We start from the raw sequence: 20100 nt of genomic DNA on the forward strand, positions 1-20100 counted from the left end.
GTTTGTCATTTCGACGAAGGAGAAATCTCCACAAGTAAGTCCGTTTTAATAATACAATCTTTGTCGAGTTTCTTGGTGAGATTTCTCCTTCGTCGAAATGACAAGATTGGGGGAAATATAATGACAAAAAAAATGGTTCGCAAAGGCTTGTAATAAACCTTTGCGAACCTTGTGTATTCTTTTGCGCTCTTTGCGGTTAAAATCCTAATGAAAATGATCTTCCTCTATTTCGAATTCGGCATCTTTTTCCCAAATTTCCATTTCGCAGGGTTTGCAGTTGAATTTTAGTTTGTATTCAAGCTCGCCTTGTTTTAAAACCAATGGTTCTTTTACTTTGACGCCCATTATATCTTTTTGGTGAATCGGGCATTTTTTTAATTCGTATTTGATACAATATTTAGTTGTCATTACACGGGATTTTCCCGGATCCCATTGCAATTCGAATGCTTTTTCGATTTCGGTAACGCCGTGACGCTCGTAGAATTTACGTGCGGTTTTATTCGAAACGTTATACATGAAATCAAGTTTGGTTTCAGGATACGGATGCGAGGTTTTTACCAATTGATGTTCTTCGCGTTTGTAATTTGCTAAGCGAATTTGGGTCAGTTGATCGTAAACGGTTCTTCGCATTTCGTTGATTTTTGAAATAGGAAGGAACCAGTTTTGAGAAAACATAATAGTAATTTCATCGGCATTATAAGGAGTAAAACCTGTTTTTGCCAATTGCGTTTTGATGTTTTCTTCGATTGATTCACCGGTTTTAGTCTGTTCTTTTGAATGTTCTAAATTTACGATACTTACATTTCCGTCTTCATCGGTTGCAATTAATTCGAAACCAGTTTCTGTTTCTGTAAGTAATAAAGTAGTGCTTAGTTTACGAACGGCACTGTCTTCTCTCTCCACAATTTTGATGAAAGCGGCATCGTTGTTTCGGTAAATAAAAGTTCCGTCTTTTACTTCTTTTAAAACGTTTGGATAAATTTTGCCGTTTTCGGCCTTGTTTACGTAGATTCCGTCGGCTTCATTGTTTTCATTGATGAAACAAAGTCCGTCACCGTTGTTTAATAATTCCCCGTTTTCGATTTCGTAAGCGTTTCCAATAGTTCGGATTAGTTTTCCAATATATTGTCCTTTTGATTTTGGGCTTTCCCAGGAACCAATACTGTGATTTCTGTCGTTTACAAAATAGTCGGTGTAACCACGGTTGAAAGTTCTGCTTAAAGAAGAATCGAAAGTATAGGTACATTTTCCGGAAGAAGCTTTGGTATATTTATCGCTTCCTGCTCCTTCTAAATAGCTGTCTAGTTTTTGACGTAAAAAGGATACGTTATTTTTAACGTAAACTACATCTTTAAGTCTTCCTTCGATTTTGAAAGAAACAATTCCGGCTTCAACAAGATTCGGAATCTGATCTGAAATGTCTAAATCTTTGATGGAAAGTAAATGACTGTTTTTGATCAAAGTTTCTCCGTTTCCGTCAATTAGGTTGTAAGGTAGACGGCAGTTTTGAGCGCAGGAACCACGATTGGCACTTCGCTCTCCGTTGGCGACACTCATATAGCAGTTTCCGCTGAAGGATACGCATAAAGCTCCCGTTACAAAAAACTCTAACTCAACATCAGCATGATCGTATATTTCTTTGATTTGATGCAAATTTAATTCACGCGCTAACACCACACGTTTGATTCCGGCATCTTTTAGGAATTTGATTTTGTCGGCGTCACGATTATTGGCCTGTGTACTGGCGTGAAGTACGATAGGAGGCAGTTCCATTTCCATAATCGCCATATCCTGGATGATCAGGGCGTCAACACCAATATCATATAATTCATAGATCATTTTGCGACACGTTTCGAGTTCGTTGTCGTACAAAATAGTATTCATTACTACAAAAACCTGAGCATTAAATAGGTGTGCATATTGTACCAAAGCGGCAACATCTTCAATAGAATTGTTGGCATTTGATCGTGCTCCAAATTGAGGCGCACCAATGTAAACAGCATCTGCGCCACTATTTATAGCTGCCATTCCTCCAATTAAATCTTTAGCAGGAGCTAATATTTCTATCTTCTTCTTCATTTCTAAAACTTTAGGCTTTGTGGTATTCACGGAAAAAAGTTTGCAAAGTTCTTATAAATAATTCGAGTTTGCTAATGCTGAAGTGACTTTTTTTGAAATAGTTAACTAATATGGAATGATGATATTTAAGAATGATAATTTTAGCCGCAGTTTTCAGTTTTCAGTCACAGTTTTCAGTCTCTGAACACTGAGATTATAAACTATGACTGAACACTGTGACTGAACAGTGAGACTGATAACCATTCACTATGCAGAGAATGCAAACTGAAAATTACTTTTAAAATCCAGTTTCTCTTTGCGTAATTCGAAGTTTTAGTCTAAGGGAAAAGTATATCCTAAAGCAAATACCCCGGATGATTGTTTAGCGGCAGGGTGAAAGTATCCCGAAATAGCAATTTCAAAATTATTTCTTCGGCCAATGGCTAATCCAATACTAAAAGGAATATGTAATAAGAGGTCGCTTTTATTAAAATTAACGGCAGGTGTAATGGTTTCGAATTTACCTATTGACGTACCGATACCTCCTTCAATAAATGGTGCTACCCAGGGAATTGGCGCACACAAACGAATTTTCCCTCCAAGTAAAAAGGCATTAGTGGTTACTTTATATTGCGGTTGATTTTGTAAATTTTGATTTTTATCAACGGATGTAAACAGGGCTCCTGCGTAAGGGCGTATGCTAACCCATGATTTTACTCCAATGATATATTCTCCCTGAAAATACAGGCCGCCTCCTATAACATCTAATTCGTCCTGACTGCCGTAATTTTCAAGGTAATAAGAACTGCTTGATGCAAAACCTATTGAAGCTTTTATGGCATTACCCGTTGCCTGGGCTTTTGCTTGGTTAGGAAATAGAATTATAAGAAGCATGCAAATAAAAATACTGCGTAAGTTAATGCCATAAAATTTAGTTTTTTTTAGAAATTGGTTGCGACGAAAGTAAGATTTATTTTTCAGTTTCAGCCAAAAACAAAAAAACTACCCAGTTTAATAACCGGATAGTTTTCCTTCTCAAAAAAAAGTGCCATTTATTATGACAATCTCTTCGCTTTAATTTTTGTCAAAGTATTCTCGATATTGTTTAATTGTTTTGAAACAATAGCAACCTGACTTGCTCCAAGTTCATTTTTCTCCAAAGCTGATTTGTATTTTTCAATAGCGGCTTCTTCACCGGTTACACAAGCATTGATGATCGCTTCTGTATCACCACTTGTGAAGGATGACTTAATATCAATCCAGGCACGGTGTATAGCTCCTAACGGACCTCCGCCTGCTGTGTCAGTTGATTTTCCGAGTTTGTTGATTTCGTCCTGAATTTCTACAATAAACAGGGCACGTTCGCGGGCGTACTCTAAGAAATCAGTTTTGATTGCCGGGCTGTCTACATGTTCTGCAGCATTTGTATATCCTAGTTTTCCATCTTCAAGAATTGAAATTAATCCTTCTAATGTATGAACTGCTTCTTTTGTGGTTTCATCTGTATGTATCATAACTTTTAATTTTTTAATTAATGTATAATACAAAGTTGGGATTTTACCAGGTGATATGTCTTACAGAATTTTACCTGTTGTTTATAATATTGTAGAATGGGAATTTTGAAAGTGAGCATTTTTGAAATAAAATTTCATCTGTCAAATGATGTGGGTTAGGGCCTTTTATGAAGAGAAACGAAATAAAAGATATAGCGGATAGCCCGGCCGAAGGCAACCCCCATAAAAAAAGCCTTAGAAAATCCTAAGGCTTTTGATATATAAATAGAAGTTTGAATTACGCCAAAGCTTCTTTGATTCTTTTTAATGCTTCTTTTAAGATATCGTCACTTGTAGCGTAAGAGAAACGAATACAATCCGGATTTCCGAAAGCGTCTCCTGTTACTGTTGCTACGTTGGCTTCTGCCAAAAGGTACATTGAAACGTCGTTTGCATTTTTAATTTCAGTACCTCTTAATGTTTTTCCAAAGAAAGAAGAAACGTCAGGGAAAACGTAAAAAGCACCTTCGGGAACGTTGATTTTTACACCTGGAATTTCTTTTAAAAGTCCAACAACTAAATCCCTACGCGTGTGAAAAGCCTGAACCATGTGGTTTAATACACTTGGATCAGCATCTACAGCCGTAATGGTAGCGCGTTGTGCCACAGAGTTTGCACCAGAGGTTACTTGTCCCTGAATTTTGGTACACGCTTTTGCGATAAATTCCGGAGCTCCGATGTAACCAATTCTGTATCCTGTCATGGCGAATGCTTTTGCAACTCCGTTTACAGTGATGGTTCTTTCTAACATTCCGGGGATTGAACCGATGCTGCAGAAAGTTCCTGAGAAATTGATGTGCTCGTAGATTTCGTCAGCCACTACGTATATGTTTGGATGTTTTTCTAAAACTTTTGCCAGCGCTGTTAACTCTTCTCTGCTGTAAACAGATCCGGATGGGTTACAAGGCGAACTGAACCACATCATTTTTGTTTTTGGTGTGATGGCAGCTTCCAGTTGTTCCGGAGTAATTTTGAAATCAGTATCTACAGACGTTGGAACTTCAACAGGAACTCCGCCGGAAAGTTTTACAATTTCGAAGTAAGAAACCCAGTAAGGTGCCGGTAAAATAACCTCGTCACCATCATTAAGCATTACTTGTGCAATGTTGTATAAAGATTGTTTTGCTCCTGTAGAAACTACGATTTGGCTTGGTTTGTATTCTAAATTATTATCTCTTTTGAATTTTCTGCAAATGGCTTCTCTTAATTCTAAATAACCTTCTACCGGTGAATAGGTACTGTAATTTTCATCTACTGCTTTTTTAACAGCTTCTTTAATGAAGTCAGGAGTATTAAAATCTGGTTCGCCTAAACTTAAACTGATGATGTCTTTTCCCTGTGCTTTTAATTCGCGTGCTAAAGCAGCCATTGCTAAGGTTTGCGAAGTCGCTAAGTTGTTGATTCTGTCCGAAAGAATATGATTCATTATAAAATTTTTGAATGTCCTTAATTTTCTGCGCTAACTAAGGAAGGTTAATTATTAATAGATTTTTTTTAGTTTATACGGATAATTCGGGTTTCATTCCAAGATCTTTCAAATGCTTGTAATGGGCAAGAACAGCGCCTCTCATGGTTTTGAATTCATAATAAGGTAAGTTGCATTCTTTGGCAGTCTCCTTTACAATTTCAGCAATTTTACTGTAGTGGATATGACTGATATGTGGAAAAATATGGTGTTCGATCTGATGATTTAAACCTCCGGTAAACCAATTGACAATTCTGTTTTTAGGAGCAAAATTGGCAGTAGTATACAATTGGTGGATCGCCCAGGTGTTTTCCATTTCTCCTTCTTCATTCGGAATCGGATTTGAGGTTTCTTCGACTACGTGTGCCAGCTGAAATACAATACTTAAAATTAATCCTGCAGTATAATGCATAACGAAAAATCCAATAACCACTTTCCACCATGTTACACCTAAAATCATTGGCAACGCCATCCAGATTAGAACGTATATTATTTTAGTGATTACCAGAACAGTCCATAATTTAGCAGGACTCTGAGGTGTTCCATAAGAAAGTTTTCTTTTCAGATAGTTTTTCATTTGCTTGAAATCGGTTGTTAAGGCCCAATTAAAAGTCAATAATCCGTATAAGAAAAAAGAATAGTAATGTTGAAATTTGTGAAAACGGTGCCATTCTGCATTTTTTGTAAAGCGAATAATTCTTCCGGCGTCAAGATCTTCATCATGACCGTGAATATTAGTATAGGTATGGTGAAGCACATTATGCTGTACCTGCCAGTTGTGTACGTTTCCGGCTAAAATATAAATGCTTCCTCCCATAATTTTATTAATCCAGGATTTAGAAGAGTACGATCCGTGATTTCCGTCGTGCATCACATTCATTCCAATTCCGGCCATTCCAACTCCCATTACAATGTTTAATAACAATTGTGCCCAAAAAGGCATGTCAAGTGTTAGGATCAAAAAGTAAGGTGTAAGGAAAATGGCAAAAAGAATAATGGCTTTTAGATGCAGCTTCCAGTTTCCCGTTTTCTGAATGTTATTCTCCTTGAAGTAATTGTTTACTCGGGAGTTAAGTGTTCTGAAGAACTTCAGATTGTCTTGCTTAGCAAATGTTGGCGCAGTGTTATTCATAATTATTTTAAATAGTTCTCAAAGGTAATTATTATAAATTTTCAATTTGCAAAATTGAGTTAAATATTTCAATCGTAAAGTATTACTTTTGTTAAAAAAATAGAGCAATGGATGAGATTCTGAAATATTTTCCTGATTTGACCGACATTCAAATCGAACAATTTCAAAAACTAGACTTTTTATACCACGACTGGAATGAAAAAATCAATGTTATTTCACGTAAAGATATTGATGCCTTATATACAAAACATATCCTGCATTCCCTTGGAATTGCAAAAATCATGAAATTTGAACCGGGAGCAACTGTTCTGGATGTGGGAACCGGTGGAGGATTTCCCGGTATTCCGCTGGCGATTCTTTTTCCGGAAACCCGTTTTTACCTAATTGATGTCATTGCTAAAAAAATAAAAGTCGTTCAGGGTGTTGTTGATGCCCTGGAATTAAAAAATGTAAAGGCAGAACAAAAACGTGCCGAACTGGTAAAAGGTGATTTTGATTTTATTGTAAGCCGCGCCGTAACCAATATGCCGGATTTTGTTTCGTGGATTAAAGACAAAATCAGGAAACAACACAAACACACGTTGAAAAACGGAATTCTATATCTTAAAGGTGGAGATCTGACAGAAGAACTCAAAGATTTTCCAAAAGCAACACTTTATGATTTGTCTGCTATTTTTGAAGACGAGTTTTTCGAAACCAAAAAAGTAGTGCATTTGCCTTTGAAGTTTCAGGCTTAAAAAGTTCAGGTCTCAAAGTTCCACGCTGAAGTTTGGATAAAAAAACCGAATCTAAATTTAGATTCGGTTTTTTTATTGTAGATTTTTACTCTCAGAGAATATTCCGCATTAAATTTTTAGTGTATAATTTACCCATTTACAAATTTTTTCTTGTTGTTGCAAAATGAATTTATTTCGTAATCAATATGTAGGATAAAATCATTTAATGCCAATTTCGCTGCTTCATTAGAATATGTAAAAGTGGATTGGAAGAAAAATTCACGGCAAACCACAGGCTCAGCAGACGAGTCGTAAACGGCATCTTCAGAAAATTCGATTTGCACATTTTGATTGGGAAATTGATTGGCGAGTTTAGAAAGTGTACTTTCCAGCCATTTGTCAAATTTCTTTTTCTTAGGTGTTATATGTCGCACTAAGAGTACTAAGCCAACCAATTCGCTCTGAAGCATAGAGGATCCTTTTTTGTATAACACGTCAATCATTCTGACATTCATAAGTGCAACCCACATTGGACCGTTTATAAATCCGGAAATAGGAATATCGAGTTCGGGATCAAAAAGTAAGGGCTTGCTGTCTTCATGATTTTCAACAGAATACCATAGTGTTTCAATACGCTGGTATAAGTCATCAGACATGGTTGTGTATTCTTTAAAACGCCAGTAGATCCATTCCAGTAATGATGCCGTCAACCCTATTGCAGCTTTATGGCCAATCTTATTTAGTGTAGAGTCAAGTCCGTCATTTCCCTCTGACGGATCCAATAATCCGGACATGATTTTTTCATTCCATTTGTAATCAATAATGTGATTAATACACTTTGATTTTTGAATTACTTTGGGTGCTTTTTTTAAATTTCTCATAGTCATACTCATTTTTTATTAAAATTAATTTCGGTTTATAAACATGGTATAAAGTATATACAATTGTTTCGTTTACAATTAATAGCAAAATTATCTTTAGTAATCTTTTGAATATGTCCGTAAAAGTTTTTAAAATAATAAAATAAGGTTTTTTTTCAATTATAAGTGACTAATAATTATTAAAATAAGAAAAAGATTACATGAATATTGAGCGTGCACACAAAAAGTAGTTTAAATAAAAAACCCGTAAGCTAATTTCAGCTTACGGGTTTTTAGTTATTTATATTTTAGCTATTATCCTAAAAACGGATATCTGTAATCTTCCGGAGTTACAAAAGTTTCTTTTATAGTTCTTGGAGAAGCCCAACGCAATAAGTTCAATGCAGAACCTGCTTTGTCGTTAGTTCCGGAAGCTCTTGCTCCGCCAAAAGGCTGCATTCCTACCACAGCTCCTGTTGGCTTATCATTGATGTAGAAATTACCGGCAGCATTTTGCAATTTCGTAGTTGCCACTTCAATAGCATAACGATCCTGGCTAAACACGGCTCCTGTCAGGGCATACTCAGAAGTAGTATCAACCAGTTCTAAAGTTTCTTCCCATTTCGCATCTTCGTATACATAAATAGTAATTACGGGTCCGAATAATTCGGTTTCCATTGTAGTATATTTAGGATTTGTAGTTACAATAACGGTTGGCTCAATAAAGTAACCTACCGATTTATCGTAATTTCCTCCCACGATGATTTCAGCATCAGCATCTTTTTTAGCCTGATCAATATAACTGGCCAATTTATCAAAAGAACCTTCGTGAATCACTGCCGTAATGAAGTTTTCGAAATCTTCCGGAGAACCCATTTTAAAAGATTTTACATCGGCAATTAGTTGTTCTTTAACAGCTGGCCATAAACTTTGCGGAATATAAGCTCTTGAAGCTGCAGAACATTTTTGACCCTGATATTCGAATGCACCACGGGTAATTCCGGTAGAAACTTGTTTAGCATTAGCGCTTGGGTGTGCAATGATAAAATCTTTACCGCCAGTTTCCCCAACAATTCTTGGGTATGTTTTGTAGTGGTGAATGTTTGCGCCAATTTTAGCCCAGATATCTTTAAATACATGCGTAGAACCTGTAAAGTGAATTCCTGCAAAATCACGACTTGCCAGAACAGTGTCAGTAATCATTAAAGCATCACCAAAAACAACGTTGATAACGCCATCAGGAACGCCGGCTTCTTTAAAAACTTCGATGATGATTTTTGTAGAAAACACCTGACTGTCACTTGGTTTCCAGATTACCACGTTACCCATCATAGCCGCACTGGCCGGAAGGTTTGCAGCAATTGCCGTAAAGTTAAAAGGAGTAATGGCGTAAACAAAACCTTCAAGAGGTCTGTATTCTAAACGATTCCAAACAGATGAATCCGACTTTGGCTGATCGTTGTAAATTTGTGTCATGAATTCTACGTTGTAACGTAAAAAGTCGATCAATTCGCAAGAAGCATCAATTTCTGCCTGATGAATATTTTTAGACTGACCGATCATAGTTGCAGCATTAATGCGGGCTCTGTAAGGACCTGCAATAAGTTCTGCTGCTTTTAAGAAAATAGCCGCACGTTGTTCCCACGCCATGTCTGCCCAGGCTTTTTTAGATTCAAGTGCATTGGCAATAGCTTTTTCGATATGTTGTTTTTCAGCGAGGTGATACGTTCCTACGATATGTTTGTGATCGTGGGGCGCTGAGATTTTTTTAGTATTTCCAGTTTTGATTTCTTCACTTCCAATATATAAAGGAACATCAATTTTAGCGTTCCACATTGTAGTATAAGCGGCCTGAACAGCTGCTTTTTCTGGTGAATTGGGTGCGTATCCTTTTACTGGCTCGTTTACCGCTTTTGGTACATGAAAGAATCCTTTTAGCATGTTATTTAAAATTAGATAATTAGACAATTTAACGGTTAGAAGATTTGATTTGTTACGAATAATCTAACGCTGCACAAAAGTACAAAGGATAAATTAATAATTTGATAGTTTTGTGAATAAGATAACTATAAGAATATAGTTTTTAAATAAGATTTAATTTAACGCAAACGGAGCACACATTCTGAAAGTAGGAACAATTACTTTGAATGTTTTTGTAGACGTGAAATTAATCATATTAAAATGACCTTTCATGGCTCCATAAGGAGATGATAATAAACAGCCGGAACTGTACGTATGGTTTTCTCCTGGTTTTAAAACGGGTTTCTTGCCAATAACGCCTTCTCCGTCAACAACTTCAATGTCGTTTAATGAGTCAAAAATTTCCCAGTGACGAGAGGTCAGCTGAACAGAATCTTTACTGTGATTTTCGATTGTTATCACGTAACTAAAGGCAAAGTGGATCTTGTAGTTTTTGAAGTAAGTACCTTCAAAACTAGTTAAAACAGATATTTTTATGCCTCGTGTTATCTGAGAAACCATACTAACGTCGTATATATGTGTGTGTTATAGTTGCAAACTTACAAAAAAAAATCCTTTGACCGAAATCCTTTAACAATGTTTTTAGTTGGTGATATTGATGGAGTTAGCATTTCCTTTTCCGATAACTCTTTCATAACGATCTGAACTTTGCTTATAATAAACCAGTATGATATACTCGTTTTCGGTTTGGTAGAAGTTTCCATCAATCGCATTTTCGTAATCAATAACTCCTTTTTTATCTGCAATCTTATATTCAAAATTGGTAAAACCCTGTTTGATCATTAGCGCTTTTTCGTAAACTCCTTTATCGGCATTATAATCCATTTTGTATTCCGGAGTTAAGCTGTAATTGTTAAACATTCCTGTGATGTAAATGTCTTTGTTTAACCGGAAAGCAGGGGCAGAAAGCGTAAAATAAACCCACGCATAATCAGCTTCGATCTGGTTATTCGATGCGTTTATGTTTTTTACCACAAAGTTTCCGTTTACATCCTGATTCAAAGTATAGATCTGACTGGCCCTTGCCTGATTGGTATACAAATAAGAATTATAAATGTCACTGTTAGAACCCACCTTGCCCACATTATTGCTTGCAGAGCGGATGTCTTTATTCTCAAAATAAAGAAACTCATTTCCAGCCCAAAATTGTGTTTCCTTATCGTACTTGTACACCAATTGATTGCCAATTGTGTACTGCGGTACAATGTTTTTAATGCTTGTATTGAAATCACCATTTTGCAGCAAAAGCACTTTTATATTTTGTAAAGGTGTCTGAAAAACAATGTCATTGGAGAGTATCGAAAAATCAAGATTCTGCTTATAATCGATATTGCTGAGGTTTCTTGTTCTTTTTACCTGGACAGCTACGGTGGAACGTTCTTCGTATAAAATAAATTTTCTCGAAAAAACCACTTCTCTGTCCTCATTTAGAATCTTAAGCATGTAATTTCCTGAAATTCTCAATTGACTGGTAAACTGGTTGGGGAAAGCAAGTCGGTAATGCGAATAAATCTGAAGCGTATTGAAGGAATTGGAATAATCAGTAATTCGTTGGTTATCAAATCCACGAATATAATCCGTTTTCGGAATATCGGTTGGTTTCCAATTGTAATCGCAATGCGTGATGTCAAAGTAATAATTGGCTTCACTGCCAAACAAGTCATCAAATTGTAATTCAAAAGTAGCGCCTAATTCAAATATAGGAATAACATTTGCACCATTCTGAACAAAGGAAACCGTCTTGATATTGTATGGCGGCGCAACTTCGGTTTGTACTTCCTGGGCAGTCACCGAAGCAAAAATGAAAAACAAAAGCAGGTTCTGAAACAAAAATTTTGACATCTTATTTAGGTTGTAAGATTGTAAATATAAGAATTTATACCATGTAATGAGAAGTGATCTTATTTGGTTTTGAAAACAACTAATTAAGAACCCAAAATGTATTCCAGGTTAACTTCGATTTCGTCGTTGATATAACTTTCTTCCAAAAGGGAATCGGACAACAGCTTTTTGTTTTCCTGCAGTTTGATTATTTTTTCCTCGACTGTATTTTTCGAAATAAACCGAACCACATTAACTTTATTCAATTGCCCAATTCGATGTGCCCTTCCAACCCCTTGTTTTTCAGCAAAAGGATTCCACCAGGGATCTAAGAACAAAACATAAGAAGCTTTGGTAATATTCAGTCCGACACCACCTGCTTTGAGTGATATAAAAAATAACAAAGGATCGTCCTTTTCCTGAAACAGATTAACCTGGCGTTCTCTTTCACTGGCAGGAGTTGCGCCTGTAATTTCACAAAATCCAATCTTATTTTCTTTGCACCAATTCGTGTAAAAACTCAAATTGGTTACAAAGGAACTGAAAATGATCGTTTTCTGCCGTTCTTGTACCAAAGTTTCCAGATAATTGGTGACGGCAAGATATTTTCCAGAATCGATTTCAGAATCCTGATCGATCATTTTTGGATGATTGCTCAGTTGTCTTAATTTCATCAGCGTGTTGATAATGCTGATTTTGTCAGCGCTCGAGCCATCTGTTTTCAGTAAAAAATTCCGTGCCTTTGATTTTTCTTTTTCATATAATTTTTCCTGTTCAGGATCCATATCGCAATAATAAATCTGTTCTGACAGTTCGGGCAAGTCTTTTAAAACCTGTTCTTTCGTTCTTCTTAAAATATAAGGATGAATCAGGTTCTTTAATTCAGACAAACTATTTTCATCCTGCTTTTTCTCAATCGGAATTTTAAAATTTTCTGCAAAAAACGCATAACTGCCCAGAATATCCGGGTTTATAAATTGCATTTGCGACCATAAATCGTCCAGTGAGTTTTCAATAGGCGTACCGCTCAGCGCCATTTTATGAGCCGTATTTATTTTAGTAATGGCTTTGAAAATTTTGGAGTTTTTATTTTTAATGTACTGGCTTTCATCCAGAATTAAATAACGGAAATTATATTTTTCTAAAATTGAAATATCACGATGCACAATGTTGTAACTGGTAAAAATTAAATCGGATGTTTCTAATCGGCTCACTAATAATTTTCTGTCGTTCCCCACATATTGCATTTTTGAAAAGTGCGGCGTAAATTTTAATGCCTCGTTATACCAGTTAAAAACCAGTGAAGAAGGTAAAACAATCAGGGCTTTCAAAGGTTCTCTTTCAATAACCGTTTCGTTTTGAAACAAATCAAAATTCGTGGTTTTAGTGGTAAATCCTAGCTGTTCCTGCACCGCAACGAGTACGGCTAAGGTCTGTAATGTTTTTCCAAGTCCCATATCATCAGCCAGACAGGCGCCTAAATTCGAGTTAAAATGACCTAAAAGCCATTTTACGCCCTCAATCTGGTAAGGTCTCAAAGTTGCTTTTAGCAAATCAGAAGAGGTGTATTCTGCTTCATCAATTACCTCGTTTTTGATTTCCGGAATCCTATCCAGAGCAGTAAAATTACTTTTACGCAAAAGCAGGTTTCCGTTCTCCGTTTTGGCCAGTTTTGCGAGCGAACTATACTTGCTGAGCCATTCGGAAGGAATCAGAAAATAGTTTCCGTCAGGCAGTAAAAAGAGCCTTTCCCTGCTTTTTATGTTCGGAATGATTTCCCTGAAGTTAATCGTAAAAGTTCCAATCGTAATGATTATTTTAATGTCGAACCAGTCTTCTTTTGTCTCCTCTTTTGAAGCTGAAATGGTATGGGTTTCTGTACTGATTTCCCTGCTTTCCAGTTTTAAATTCCGGATGGTAAACCCTAAACGTTCCAGTTCTTCTTTGCGGTCAATAACGAATTGGATATTACTATAAGTATCAGGGATTTCGGTGTCTGAATGCAATCCAAATAAATCGTTTTTGACTTTTGTTAAGCCAATTGCAAGTAATTTGTCTATATATAAGATCTCATCAGGACTGCGTCTGAACTGAATTATTTTCGGTTCATTGGCAACGCTGAAATCAACAAAAGAATGTGTTTTCTTTGTTTTGCAGGCATCAAACAAATAGCCGTTATAATCAAAATAAAGGTTGAGGTAATAACAGTTTTTGAAAAAATCATAAACCGGCTGAATCGTGCAGGAAATGATCTGATCACGATGCTCAATTTCAAAACCGTTGGCTTCGATATCTATTTTTTTGGCGATTTGGGGAATGAAGTTCTTAAAATAATCATCTACTAATTTGGAAGGGATCCCGATGGACTCCTTCTTTAGAAAAGGCGAAAGTTTTTTAGCATTAAGCTCTTTCAGCTGGCCTAATTTTTTATCGATAATTAACCAGCCCGGCTCATCCAGCAGTATTTCGACACTGCTGTTCACAGGTGAAAATATGGTATCGTTTTCTTTTAAAGATAACGTATATGTAATTCCTTCCTCATGTTTGTTAAAACGAATCTGAGGTTCAAAACAAAGCGAATTTACAGCAACTCTGGAGCGGTAAAAATCCTTTTCGGCTCCCATGTTAAGCGATAGCGGAAACTGTTCCTGTACAATCAAATTGTAAAACGAATCTAAATTTATTTTTAAATGCTGGCGGATGGCAAAATCAATTTTGGAATCTTTTTGCAGGTCAGCAATTGTTTTTGCAGATTTGATTTTTGTACTGAATTTTTTGAAAATAAATTCAGGCTTTAAAGCTTCACAAACCGTTAGTATTTTTTTTGAATTGGAATTTAAATTCTCAAAAACGATTCCAAAGCTCTCGAGCACAGTCGTGCTTGCTTTTTTGTCTAAATACTTAATTTCACTGGTATTTTCAACAATGTAAGCTGTTGGAATATGAGTATTCAGATTTTTGTCAAAACTTATGTCAAAACAAAACTGAAATGATTTTGTAAGATCCAGGGTCACGGTTTACTTCTGTTGGAATTTGGGAAAATATTTTTTTACCATATAAGTCATGTAAGGAATTATAAATTTTTGCTTCAGGCTTAAATGAAACTTACATGACCTATATGGTTTTAAAAAAAGTCAGATGGTTTAGTTCTCCGGTTTAAAACAAAGCGGAATAATTTCGCCTTTTGCCAGACAATATTTTTCTACCAGTCCGGCTGCGATTTTATTGGTGTAATCTTCTTCAATTACGATAAAACCAATACTTCTCAATTTATCAAAATAATCGCGCCCGTATACACGAACGTGATCGTACTGCCCGAAAATAGCCGCACGTTCTTTTTGATCTGTAATAGAATCATCAGTAAACGTAGTCGCTCTGGATAAATCCTGCGGAATCTGAAGGATGGCCATTCCGCCCGGTTTCAGGACGCGGTACAATTCCTGCATGGCTTTGGTATCATCCGGAATATGTTCCAATACGTGATTGCATAAAATCACATCGTATTCGTTATCCTTAAAAGGTAAATTGCAAATATCTGCTTTTACATCTGCCAACGGCGAAAGTAAATCGGTTGTGGTGTAATCCAGGTTTTTCTGCTTGCGGAATCTTTTATAAAAAGCCTGTTCCGGAGCAAAATGCAGCACTTTTTTAGGAGCTGTAAAAAAATCAGTCTGGTCGTTTAAGTACAGCCAGAGTAAACGGTGTCTTTCTAACGAAAGTGTGCTGGGCGAAAGTACATTCGGACGCTGTTTGCCATATCCGTAAGGCAAAAACATCCTGAAACTTTTTCCGTCAATCGGATCAGTGTATTTATTTCCTTTTAACGATAGAGCCAAAATCGGACGGGCCACATAACTCAAACGAATTAATAGTGGGCGTGGTATTGTATTAAGTACTAGTTTAAAAAGTTTCTTCACGGTTAAATAAATTTGAACACGAATTTCACAAATTAGCACGGATTAATTGCATGTGTGAAATTTCACGAACCTTGATTGGGTTTAAAGTATTATTCTTTTATATTTTAGGCTATCTTCTCCAAAATTGATCAATAAACCTAATTTATTTTTTGATGCAGCTAAATAATTCAATGTCTGTTTAATCTCACTTGTTGATAGTGCTGCAATTGCTTTTAATTCTAAAATAATTTCATCATAAATAACAAAGTCTGCAAAATAGTAGCTTGGTAATATAATGTCTTTATAGGCGATGTTGTATTTTAATTCCCTTTTATAAGGAATTTCATTTCTTTGGAACTCATATTCCAGAGCATCACTATAAACTTTTTCACTATGTCCTTTCCCTAAAATTTTATGGACTTCCATGCAAATTCCAATAATTTTATAAGACTCTTCCTTTAAATATAATTCACTCATCATTCATTTAGTGAAATTTCAACAATATATTATTTCGTGCTAATTTGTGGAATTTGTGTTATAATACCAACGGAACTTGTCTAAATTCATCTTCTTCGGTACTTTCGATTCCTAAAGCTTTATAGATGTAATAGAAAGTCGATAAGATTTCCGGTTTTCCATCGATCAGGGCAACGTCGTGTTCGAAATGGGCGCTTGGTTTTCCGTCGGCAGTGAGGATTGTCCAGCCGTCTTTTAGCTGTTTGATGTTTCTGGTTCCCATGTTGATCATCGGTTCGATAGCAACGACCATTCCTTCTACGAAAAGTTTACCGCGTCCACGTTTTCCGTAGTTTGGCATCTCCGGCTCTTCGTGCATTTTCTGTCCTAAACCATGACCTACTAATTCGCGAACAACTCCGTAACCATGAGATTCAGTATATTTTTGAATGGCATTTCCAACATCTTCAACGCGATTTCCGGCTTTAAATTCCCTGATACCAACGTAAAGAGATTCTTTTGTAATTTGTAAAAGCTTTTTAGTTTCCGGAGCAACCTCTCCAATTTCAAAACTATAGGCGTGATCTCCGTGATAGCCATTTTTATAAGCACCACAATCTACAGAGATAACATCACCGCTTTTTAAAGGTGTGTTGTTAGGAATTCCGTGTACGACCTGTGCGTTCGGACTCATACAAAGTGAATTAGGGAAATCATATAATCCTAAAAAACTAGGTGTTGCACCGTGATCACGAATGAATTCTTCGGCTAATTTGTCAAGATATAATGTGGTAACGCCTTCTTTGATTTCAGAGGCAATCATTCCTAATGTTTTAGATACGATTAAGGCACTTTCGCGCATTAATTCAATTTCTTCACGTGATTTTACAATAATCATAATTTTGGATTTTCAGTTCGCAAAAGTACAATTTTAATATAAATTTTTAGCCACGAATTTTATGAATTAGCATGAATTGAATATTAATAGAATAATTGAATTTCAGGAATCGCATTGCATTCAAAATTTACACCTACAATAATTAGTGATAATTAGTGAAATTCGTGACGGACCTTTTTAATTTTCATTACTGTCCTTAAAAAAGCAACGCACTTTCGGCTTACTATTTGACAGAAAAAACGTAAATTAGTAGTAAAAACGTTTACAATCATGAAAACTACTACGGATCAGGATATATCAAAAGTCATCGCTTTAAGGAAAATGAAACGAAATGCTTTGGCACTTTTAGGTTTTGCAGTGCTGCTATTTATAATTGCCATTTATTTTAAAATTCCCATGTTACAGGCTTTTAGCGAAGCGGCAATGGTAGGCGGAATTGCCGACTGGTTTGCCGTGGTGGCCTTATTTCGCCATCCGCTGGGCATTCCGATCTGGCATACGGCTATTATTCCAACCAAAAAAAATGAGATTGGGGAGAACCTGGGAAATTTTGTTTCGGAAGAATTTCTGAACCGGGAAAAATTAGAAATTAAACTGGAAGAATTCAATTTTGCCACCAAAGCTTCTGATTGGTTATCCGAGGAAGAGAATGCCAACAAAATTGCCAATCTGGTTGCTGTAAATATGATTCCCGGAATTCTGAAAACGATCAAAGATGAAGATGTTAAGAGATTCATTCAGGTACAGTTTGCGGAAAAACTGCAATCTATAAATTTTGGGAACTGGGTTGCACTGGCCCTGGAACCTTTGCAGAAAGGAAATGTTAAAGACCAGCTGCTCACCAATTTGCTGGAAGTGATGAGTGGGGAATTAAGTAATAATAAAGATCTCATTCGGAAAAAAGTGAAAGAATCAACGCCTTTTTTGAGTTTCGGTTTAGCCGATAAAAGTATTTCAGAAGGTATTTTTAACGGATTGCAGGAGTTTCTGGATGAAGCTAAAAATCCTGAAAGTGACATTAGGATTAAAATAGATGAATACGTTTATGATTTTCTGGATAAAGTTAAAAACTCGGAAGAGATGAGAGTAAAAATTAATAATATGATTCTTGATTTTGCAGGAAAGAAAGAAGTTCAGGATTATATTAACGGAATTTGGGATGAGATTAAGTTATCCATCACAAAGGATTTGGAGAAAGGGGATGAGTCTTCCATTAAAAATAATATTTCCGGTTTGATTCAGAGTTTTGGAAACGGACTGAAAGAAGATGCAGTTATGATTGACAAAATCAATAATTTTATCAAAAACGATTTGTTGTCGGTTCTGCTCAATAACAAAAAAGTAATTGGAGATCTTATTTCTTCCACGGTAAAAAGCTGGGACGGAAAAGAAGTTTCTGAAAAATTAGAATTGGAAATCGGAAAAGACCTTCAGTATATAAGAATCAACGGTACCTTGGTGGGCGGATTAATCGGTATCGTCATTTATAGTGTAGAATGGATGTATCACTATTTTATGGTTTAAAATGTTGTTCAAAACAGATTGTCAGGCTGAGCGAAGTCGAAGCCCTTCTGTGTTACAAGCCTTCGACTTCGCTCAGGATGATATCACGTGATGATAGAAACAAAAAAGAGACAAATTCTAAAATTTGTCTCTTTTTTTATACTTCAAAAAGTGTTTTTTACAACAGCGAATGACAAGTCATTGCAGCTGGTTGCTGAACGCCCATTAACTCTAAAATAGTTGGAGCGATATCTCCTAAAACACCGTCGTTGATATTTTTCAGTTGTTTGTCAACCAAAATAATAGGCACAGGATTCGTGGTATGTGCCGTATTTGGGCTTCCGTCAGGGTTGATCATTGTTTCGCAATTTCCGTGATCGGCAATAACAATTGTGGTATAATCATTGGCCAGGGCAGCTTCGATTACTCCTTTTACACAGGCATCAACAGCTTCACAAGCCAGAATTGCAGCACTCATGATTCCGGTGTGTCCCACCATGTCACCATTTGCAAAATTCAGACAGACAAAATCAACTTCGCCTCTGTTTAATTCAGGAACAAGTGCATCTTTTAGTTCGAAAGCACTCATCTCCGGCTGTAAATCATAAGTCGCTACTTTTGGAGAGTTTCTTAAAATTCTTGATTCGCCTTCAAAAGGAGTTTCTCTTCCTCCCGAAAAGAAAAATGTCACGTGTGGATATTTTTCTGTTTCGGCAATACGAATTTGTTTTTTACCCGCTTTCTCTAAAACTTCACCCAGCGTTTCGGTAATATTATCTTTATTGTAAACCACTTTTACGTTTTGATACGTTTCATCGTAGTTAGTAAGCGTAACATAATACAAGTTTATTTTGTGCATGTTTTGCTCGTAAAAGTCTTGTTGGGATAAAGCTTCTGTCAGTTCGCGCCCTCTATCCGTTCTGAAATTGAAGAAAATGACAACATCACCTTCGATAATAGTTGCCAGCGGCTGTTCCTGCTCATCAACCATCACAATTGGCTCAATGAATTCATCCGTTACGTGGTTGGCATAACTGTCAAGAATACTTGCAACCGCATTATGAGACGGGGTTCCTTTAGCATTTACCAGCAAATCATAGGCTAGTTTTACACGTTCCCATCGCTTGTCACGATCCATCGAATAATAACGGCCGATGATAGACGCAATCTTTACCGGAGTATCTTTAATATAATCTTCTAAGTCATGAATGTATTTTGCTCCCGATTTCGGGTCAACATCACGACCATCTGTAAAAGCATGAACAAAAACATTTTGTAAACCATATTCCTGCGAAGCGTCAATTAAGCCACGGAGGTGCGATGTATGAGAGTGAACTCCTCCGTCAGATACTAATCCCAGGAAATGTACTTTTTTATTGTTTTCCTTAGCATAGGTAAAAGCGTCAACAAGAACCTGTTCTTTGGCAAGTGTCTGGTGTGCTACCGCTAAATTTATTTTGGCTAAATCCTGGTATACAATTCTTCCTGCTCCAAGATTCATGTGACCTACTTCACTGTTTCCCATTTGTCCTTCGGGTAAACCAACGTTTAAACCATCAGTTCTAAGTTGGGCACTGGGATAATTTCGGTAAAGGCTGTTTATAAAGGGAACATTTGCATTGTCTATTGCAGATACTTTAGGGTCAGGAGATTTTCCCCAACCGTCTAAAATCATAAGGATTACTTTCTTGTTCATTATTTTTTGTTTTCTACAAAGATAAACCATTTATAAAATGCAGCATTAAGGGCAGGTTACAATTGT

Annotated in this window: 16 protein-coding genes; 2 read left to right on the plus strand and 14 right to left on the minus strand. The window is 36.3% G+C overall.

Going from position 1 to position 20100, the window contains the following annotated elements; translation table 11 throughout:
• Positions 1-204 precede the first annotated feature (204 nt).
• The 5 genes from D0817_RS15745 to D0817_RS15765 all read right to left on the minus strand — a co-directional run bounded on the left by D0817_RS15745 (position 205) and on the right by D0817_RS15765 (position 6208).
• A complete protein-coding gene (locus tag D0817_RS15745) occupies positions 205-2079 on the minus strand; it encodes a peptidase U32 family protein (RefSeq protein WP_127339340.1) in 1875 nt (624 codons plus the stop codon).
• Positions 2080-2391: 312 nt separating this feature from the next.
• The gene (locus D0817_RS15750; RefSeq protein ID WP_127339341.1) at positions 2392-2952 is read right to left on the minus strand and encodes a hypothetical protein; all 561 of its coding nucleotides are present in this window, start codon (positions 2950-2952) and stop codon (positions 2392-2394) included.
• A 161-nt stretch (positions 2953-3113) separates the two neighbouring features.
• Complete coding sequence (locus D0817_RS15755; RefSeq protein WP_127339342.1) at positions 3114-3572, minus strand: ferritin-like domain-containing protein; 459 nt, start codon at positions 3570-3572, stop codon at positions 3114-3116.
• A gap of 277 nt (positions 3573-3849) precedes the next feature.
• Entirely contained in the window at positions 3850-5037 is a 1188-nt protein-coding gene (locus D0817_RS15760) for a pyridoxal phosphate-dependent aminotransferase (RefSeq protein ID WP_127339343.1), read from the minus strand.
• Between the two features lie 73 nt (positions 5038-5110).
• Entirely contained in the window at positions 5111-6208 is a 1098-nt protein-coding gene (locus D0817_RS15765) for a fatty acid desaturase family protein (RefSeq protein WP_127339344.1), read from the minus strand.
• Between the two features lie 107 nt (positions 6209-6315).
• Between D0817_RS15765 and rsmG the strand changes: the two genes are divergently transcribed.
• Entirely contained in the window at positions 6316-6945 is a 630-nt protein-coding gene (gene rsmG, locus D0817_RS15770) for a 16S rRNA (guanine(527)-N(7))-methyltransferase RsmG (RefSeq protein ID WP_127339345.1), read from the plus strand.
• Between the two features lie 128 nt (positions 6946-7073).
• On the opposite strand, the gene D0817_RS15775 is transcribed toward rsmG, so the two are convergent.
• The 8 genes from D0817_RS15775 to map form a co-directional block, all read right to left on the minus strand.
• Positions 7074-7805 carry a hypothetical protein gene (locus D0817_RS15775; RefSeq protein WP_127339346.1) on the minus strand — a complete coding sequence of 244 codons (732 nt, stop codon included), beginning with the start codon at positions 7803-7805 and terminating at the stop codon, positions 7074-7076.
• Positions 7806-8099: 294 nt separating this feature from the next.
• Positions 8100-9725 (minus strand): L-glutamate gamma-semialdehyde dehydrogenase, encoded by a 1626-nt coding sequence (gene pruA, locus D0817_RS15780; protein ID WP_127339347.1) that lies wholly within the window; start codon positions 9723-9725, stop codon positions 8100-8102.
• Between the two features lie 153 nt (positions 9726-9878).
• A complete protein-coding gene (gene apaG / locus D0817_RS15785) occupies positions 9879-10265 on the minus strand; it encodes a Co2+/Mg2+ efflux facilitator ApaG/CorD (RefSeq protein ID WP_127339348.1) in 387 nt (128 codons plus the stop codon).
• An 81-nt stretch (positions 10266-10346) separates the two neighbouring features.
• The gene (locus D0817_RS15790) at positions 10347-11606 is read right to left on the minus strand and encodes a type IX secretion system plug protein (RefSeq protein WP_127339349.1); all 1260 of its coding nucleotides are present in this window, start codon (positions 11604-11606) and stop codon (positions 10347-10349) included.
• 83 nt (positions 11607-11689) lie between these two features.
• Positions 11690-14599 carry a DEAD/DEAH box helicase gene (locus tag D0817_RS15795; RefSeq protein WP_238160891.1) on the minus strand — a complete coding sequence of 970 codons (2910 nt, stop codon included), beginning with the start codon at positions 14597-14599 and terminating at the stop codon, positions 11690-11692.
• 129 nt (positions 14600-14728) lie between these two features.
• Positions 14729-15502 (minus strand): class I SAM-dependent methyltransferase, encoded by a 774-nt coding sequence (locus D0817_RS15800; RefSeq protein WP_127339350.1) that lies wholly within the window; start codon positions 15500-15502, stop codon positions 14729-14731.
• Between the two features lie 81 nt (positions 15503-15583).
• Positions 15584-15958 carry a GxxExxY protein gene (locus D0817_RS15805; RefSeq protein WP_127339466.1) on the minus strand — a complete coding sequence of 125 codons (375 nt, stop codon included), beginning with the start codon at positions 15956-15958 and terminating at the stop codon, positions 15584-15586.
• Between the two features lie 58 nt (positions 15959-16016).
• On the minus strand, positions 16017-16835 hold the full coding sequence (map, locus tag D0817_RS15810; RefSeq protein WP_127339351.1) for a type I methionyl aminopeptidase: 819 nt from the start codon (positions 16833-16835) through the stop codon (positions 16017-16019).
• A 270-nt stretch (positions 16836-17105) separates the two neighbouring features.
• Between map and D0817_RS15815 the strand changes: the two genes are divergently transcribed.
• The gene (locus tag D0817_RS15815) at positions 17106-18359 is read left to right on the plus strand and encodes a DUF445 domain-containing protein (RefSeq protein ID WP_127339352.1); all 1254 of its coding nucleotides are present in this window, start codon (positions 17106-17108) and stop codon (positions 18357-18359) included.
• A 157-nt stretch (positions 18360-18516) separates the two neighbouring features.
• Here D0817_RS15815 and gpmI read toward each other — a convergent pair whose 3' ends face one another.
• A complete protein-coding gene (gene gpmI / locus D0817_RS15820; protein WP_127339353.1) occupies positions 18517-20034 on the minus strand; it encodes a 2,3-bisphosphoglycerate-independent phosphoglycerate mutase in 1518 nt (505 codons plus the stop codon).
• Positions 20035-20100: the final 66 nt, after the last annotated feature.

This window comes from Flavobacterium cupreum, assembly GCF_003996965.1.
GTDB classification, from domain to species: domain Bacteria; phylum Bacteroidota; class Bacteroidia; order Flavobacteriales; family Flavobacteriaceae; genus Flavobacterium; species Flavobacterium cupreum.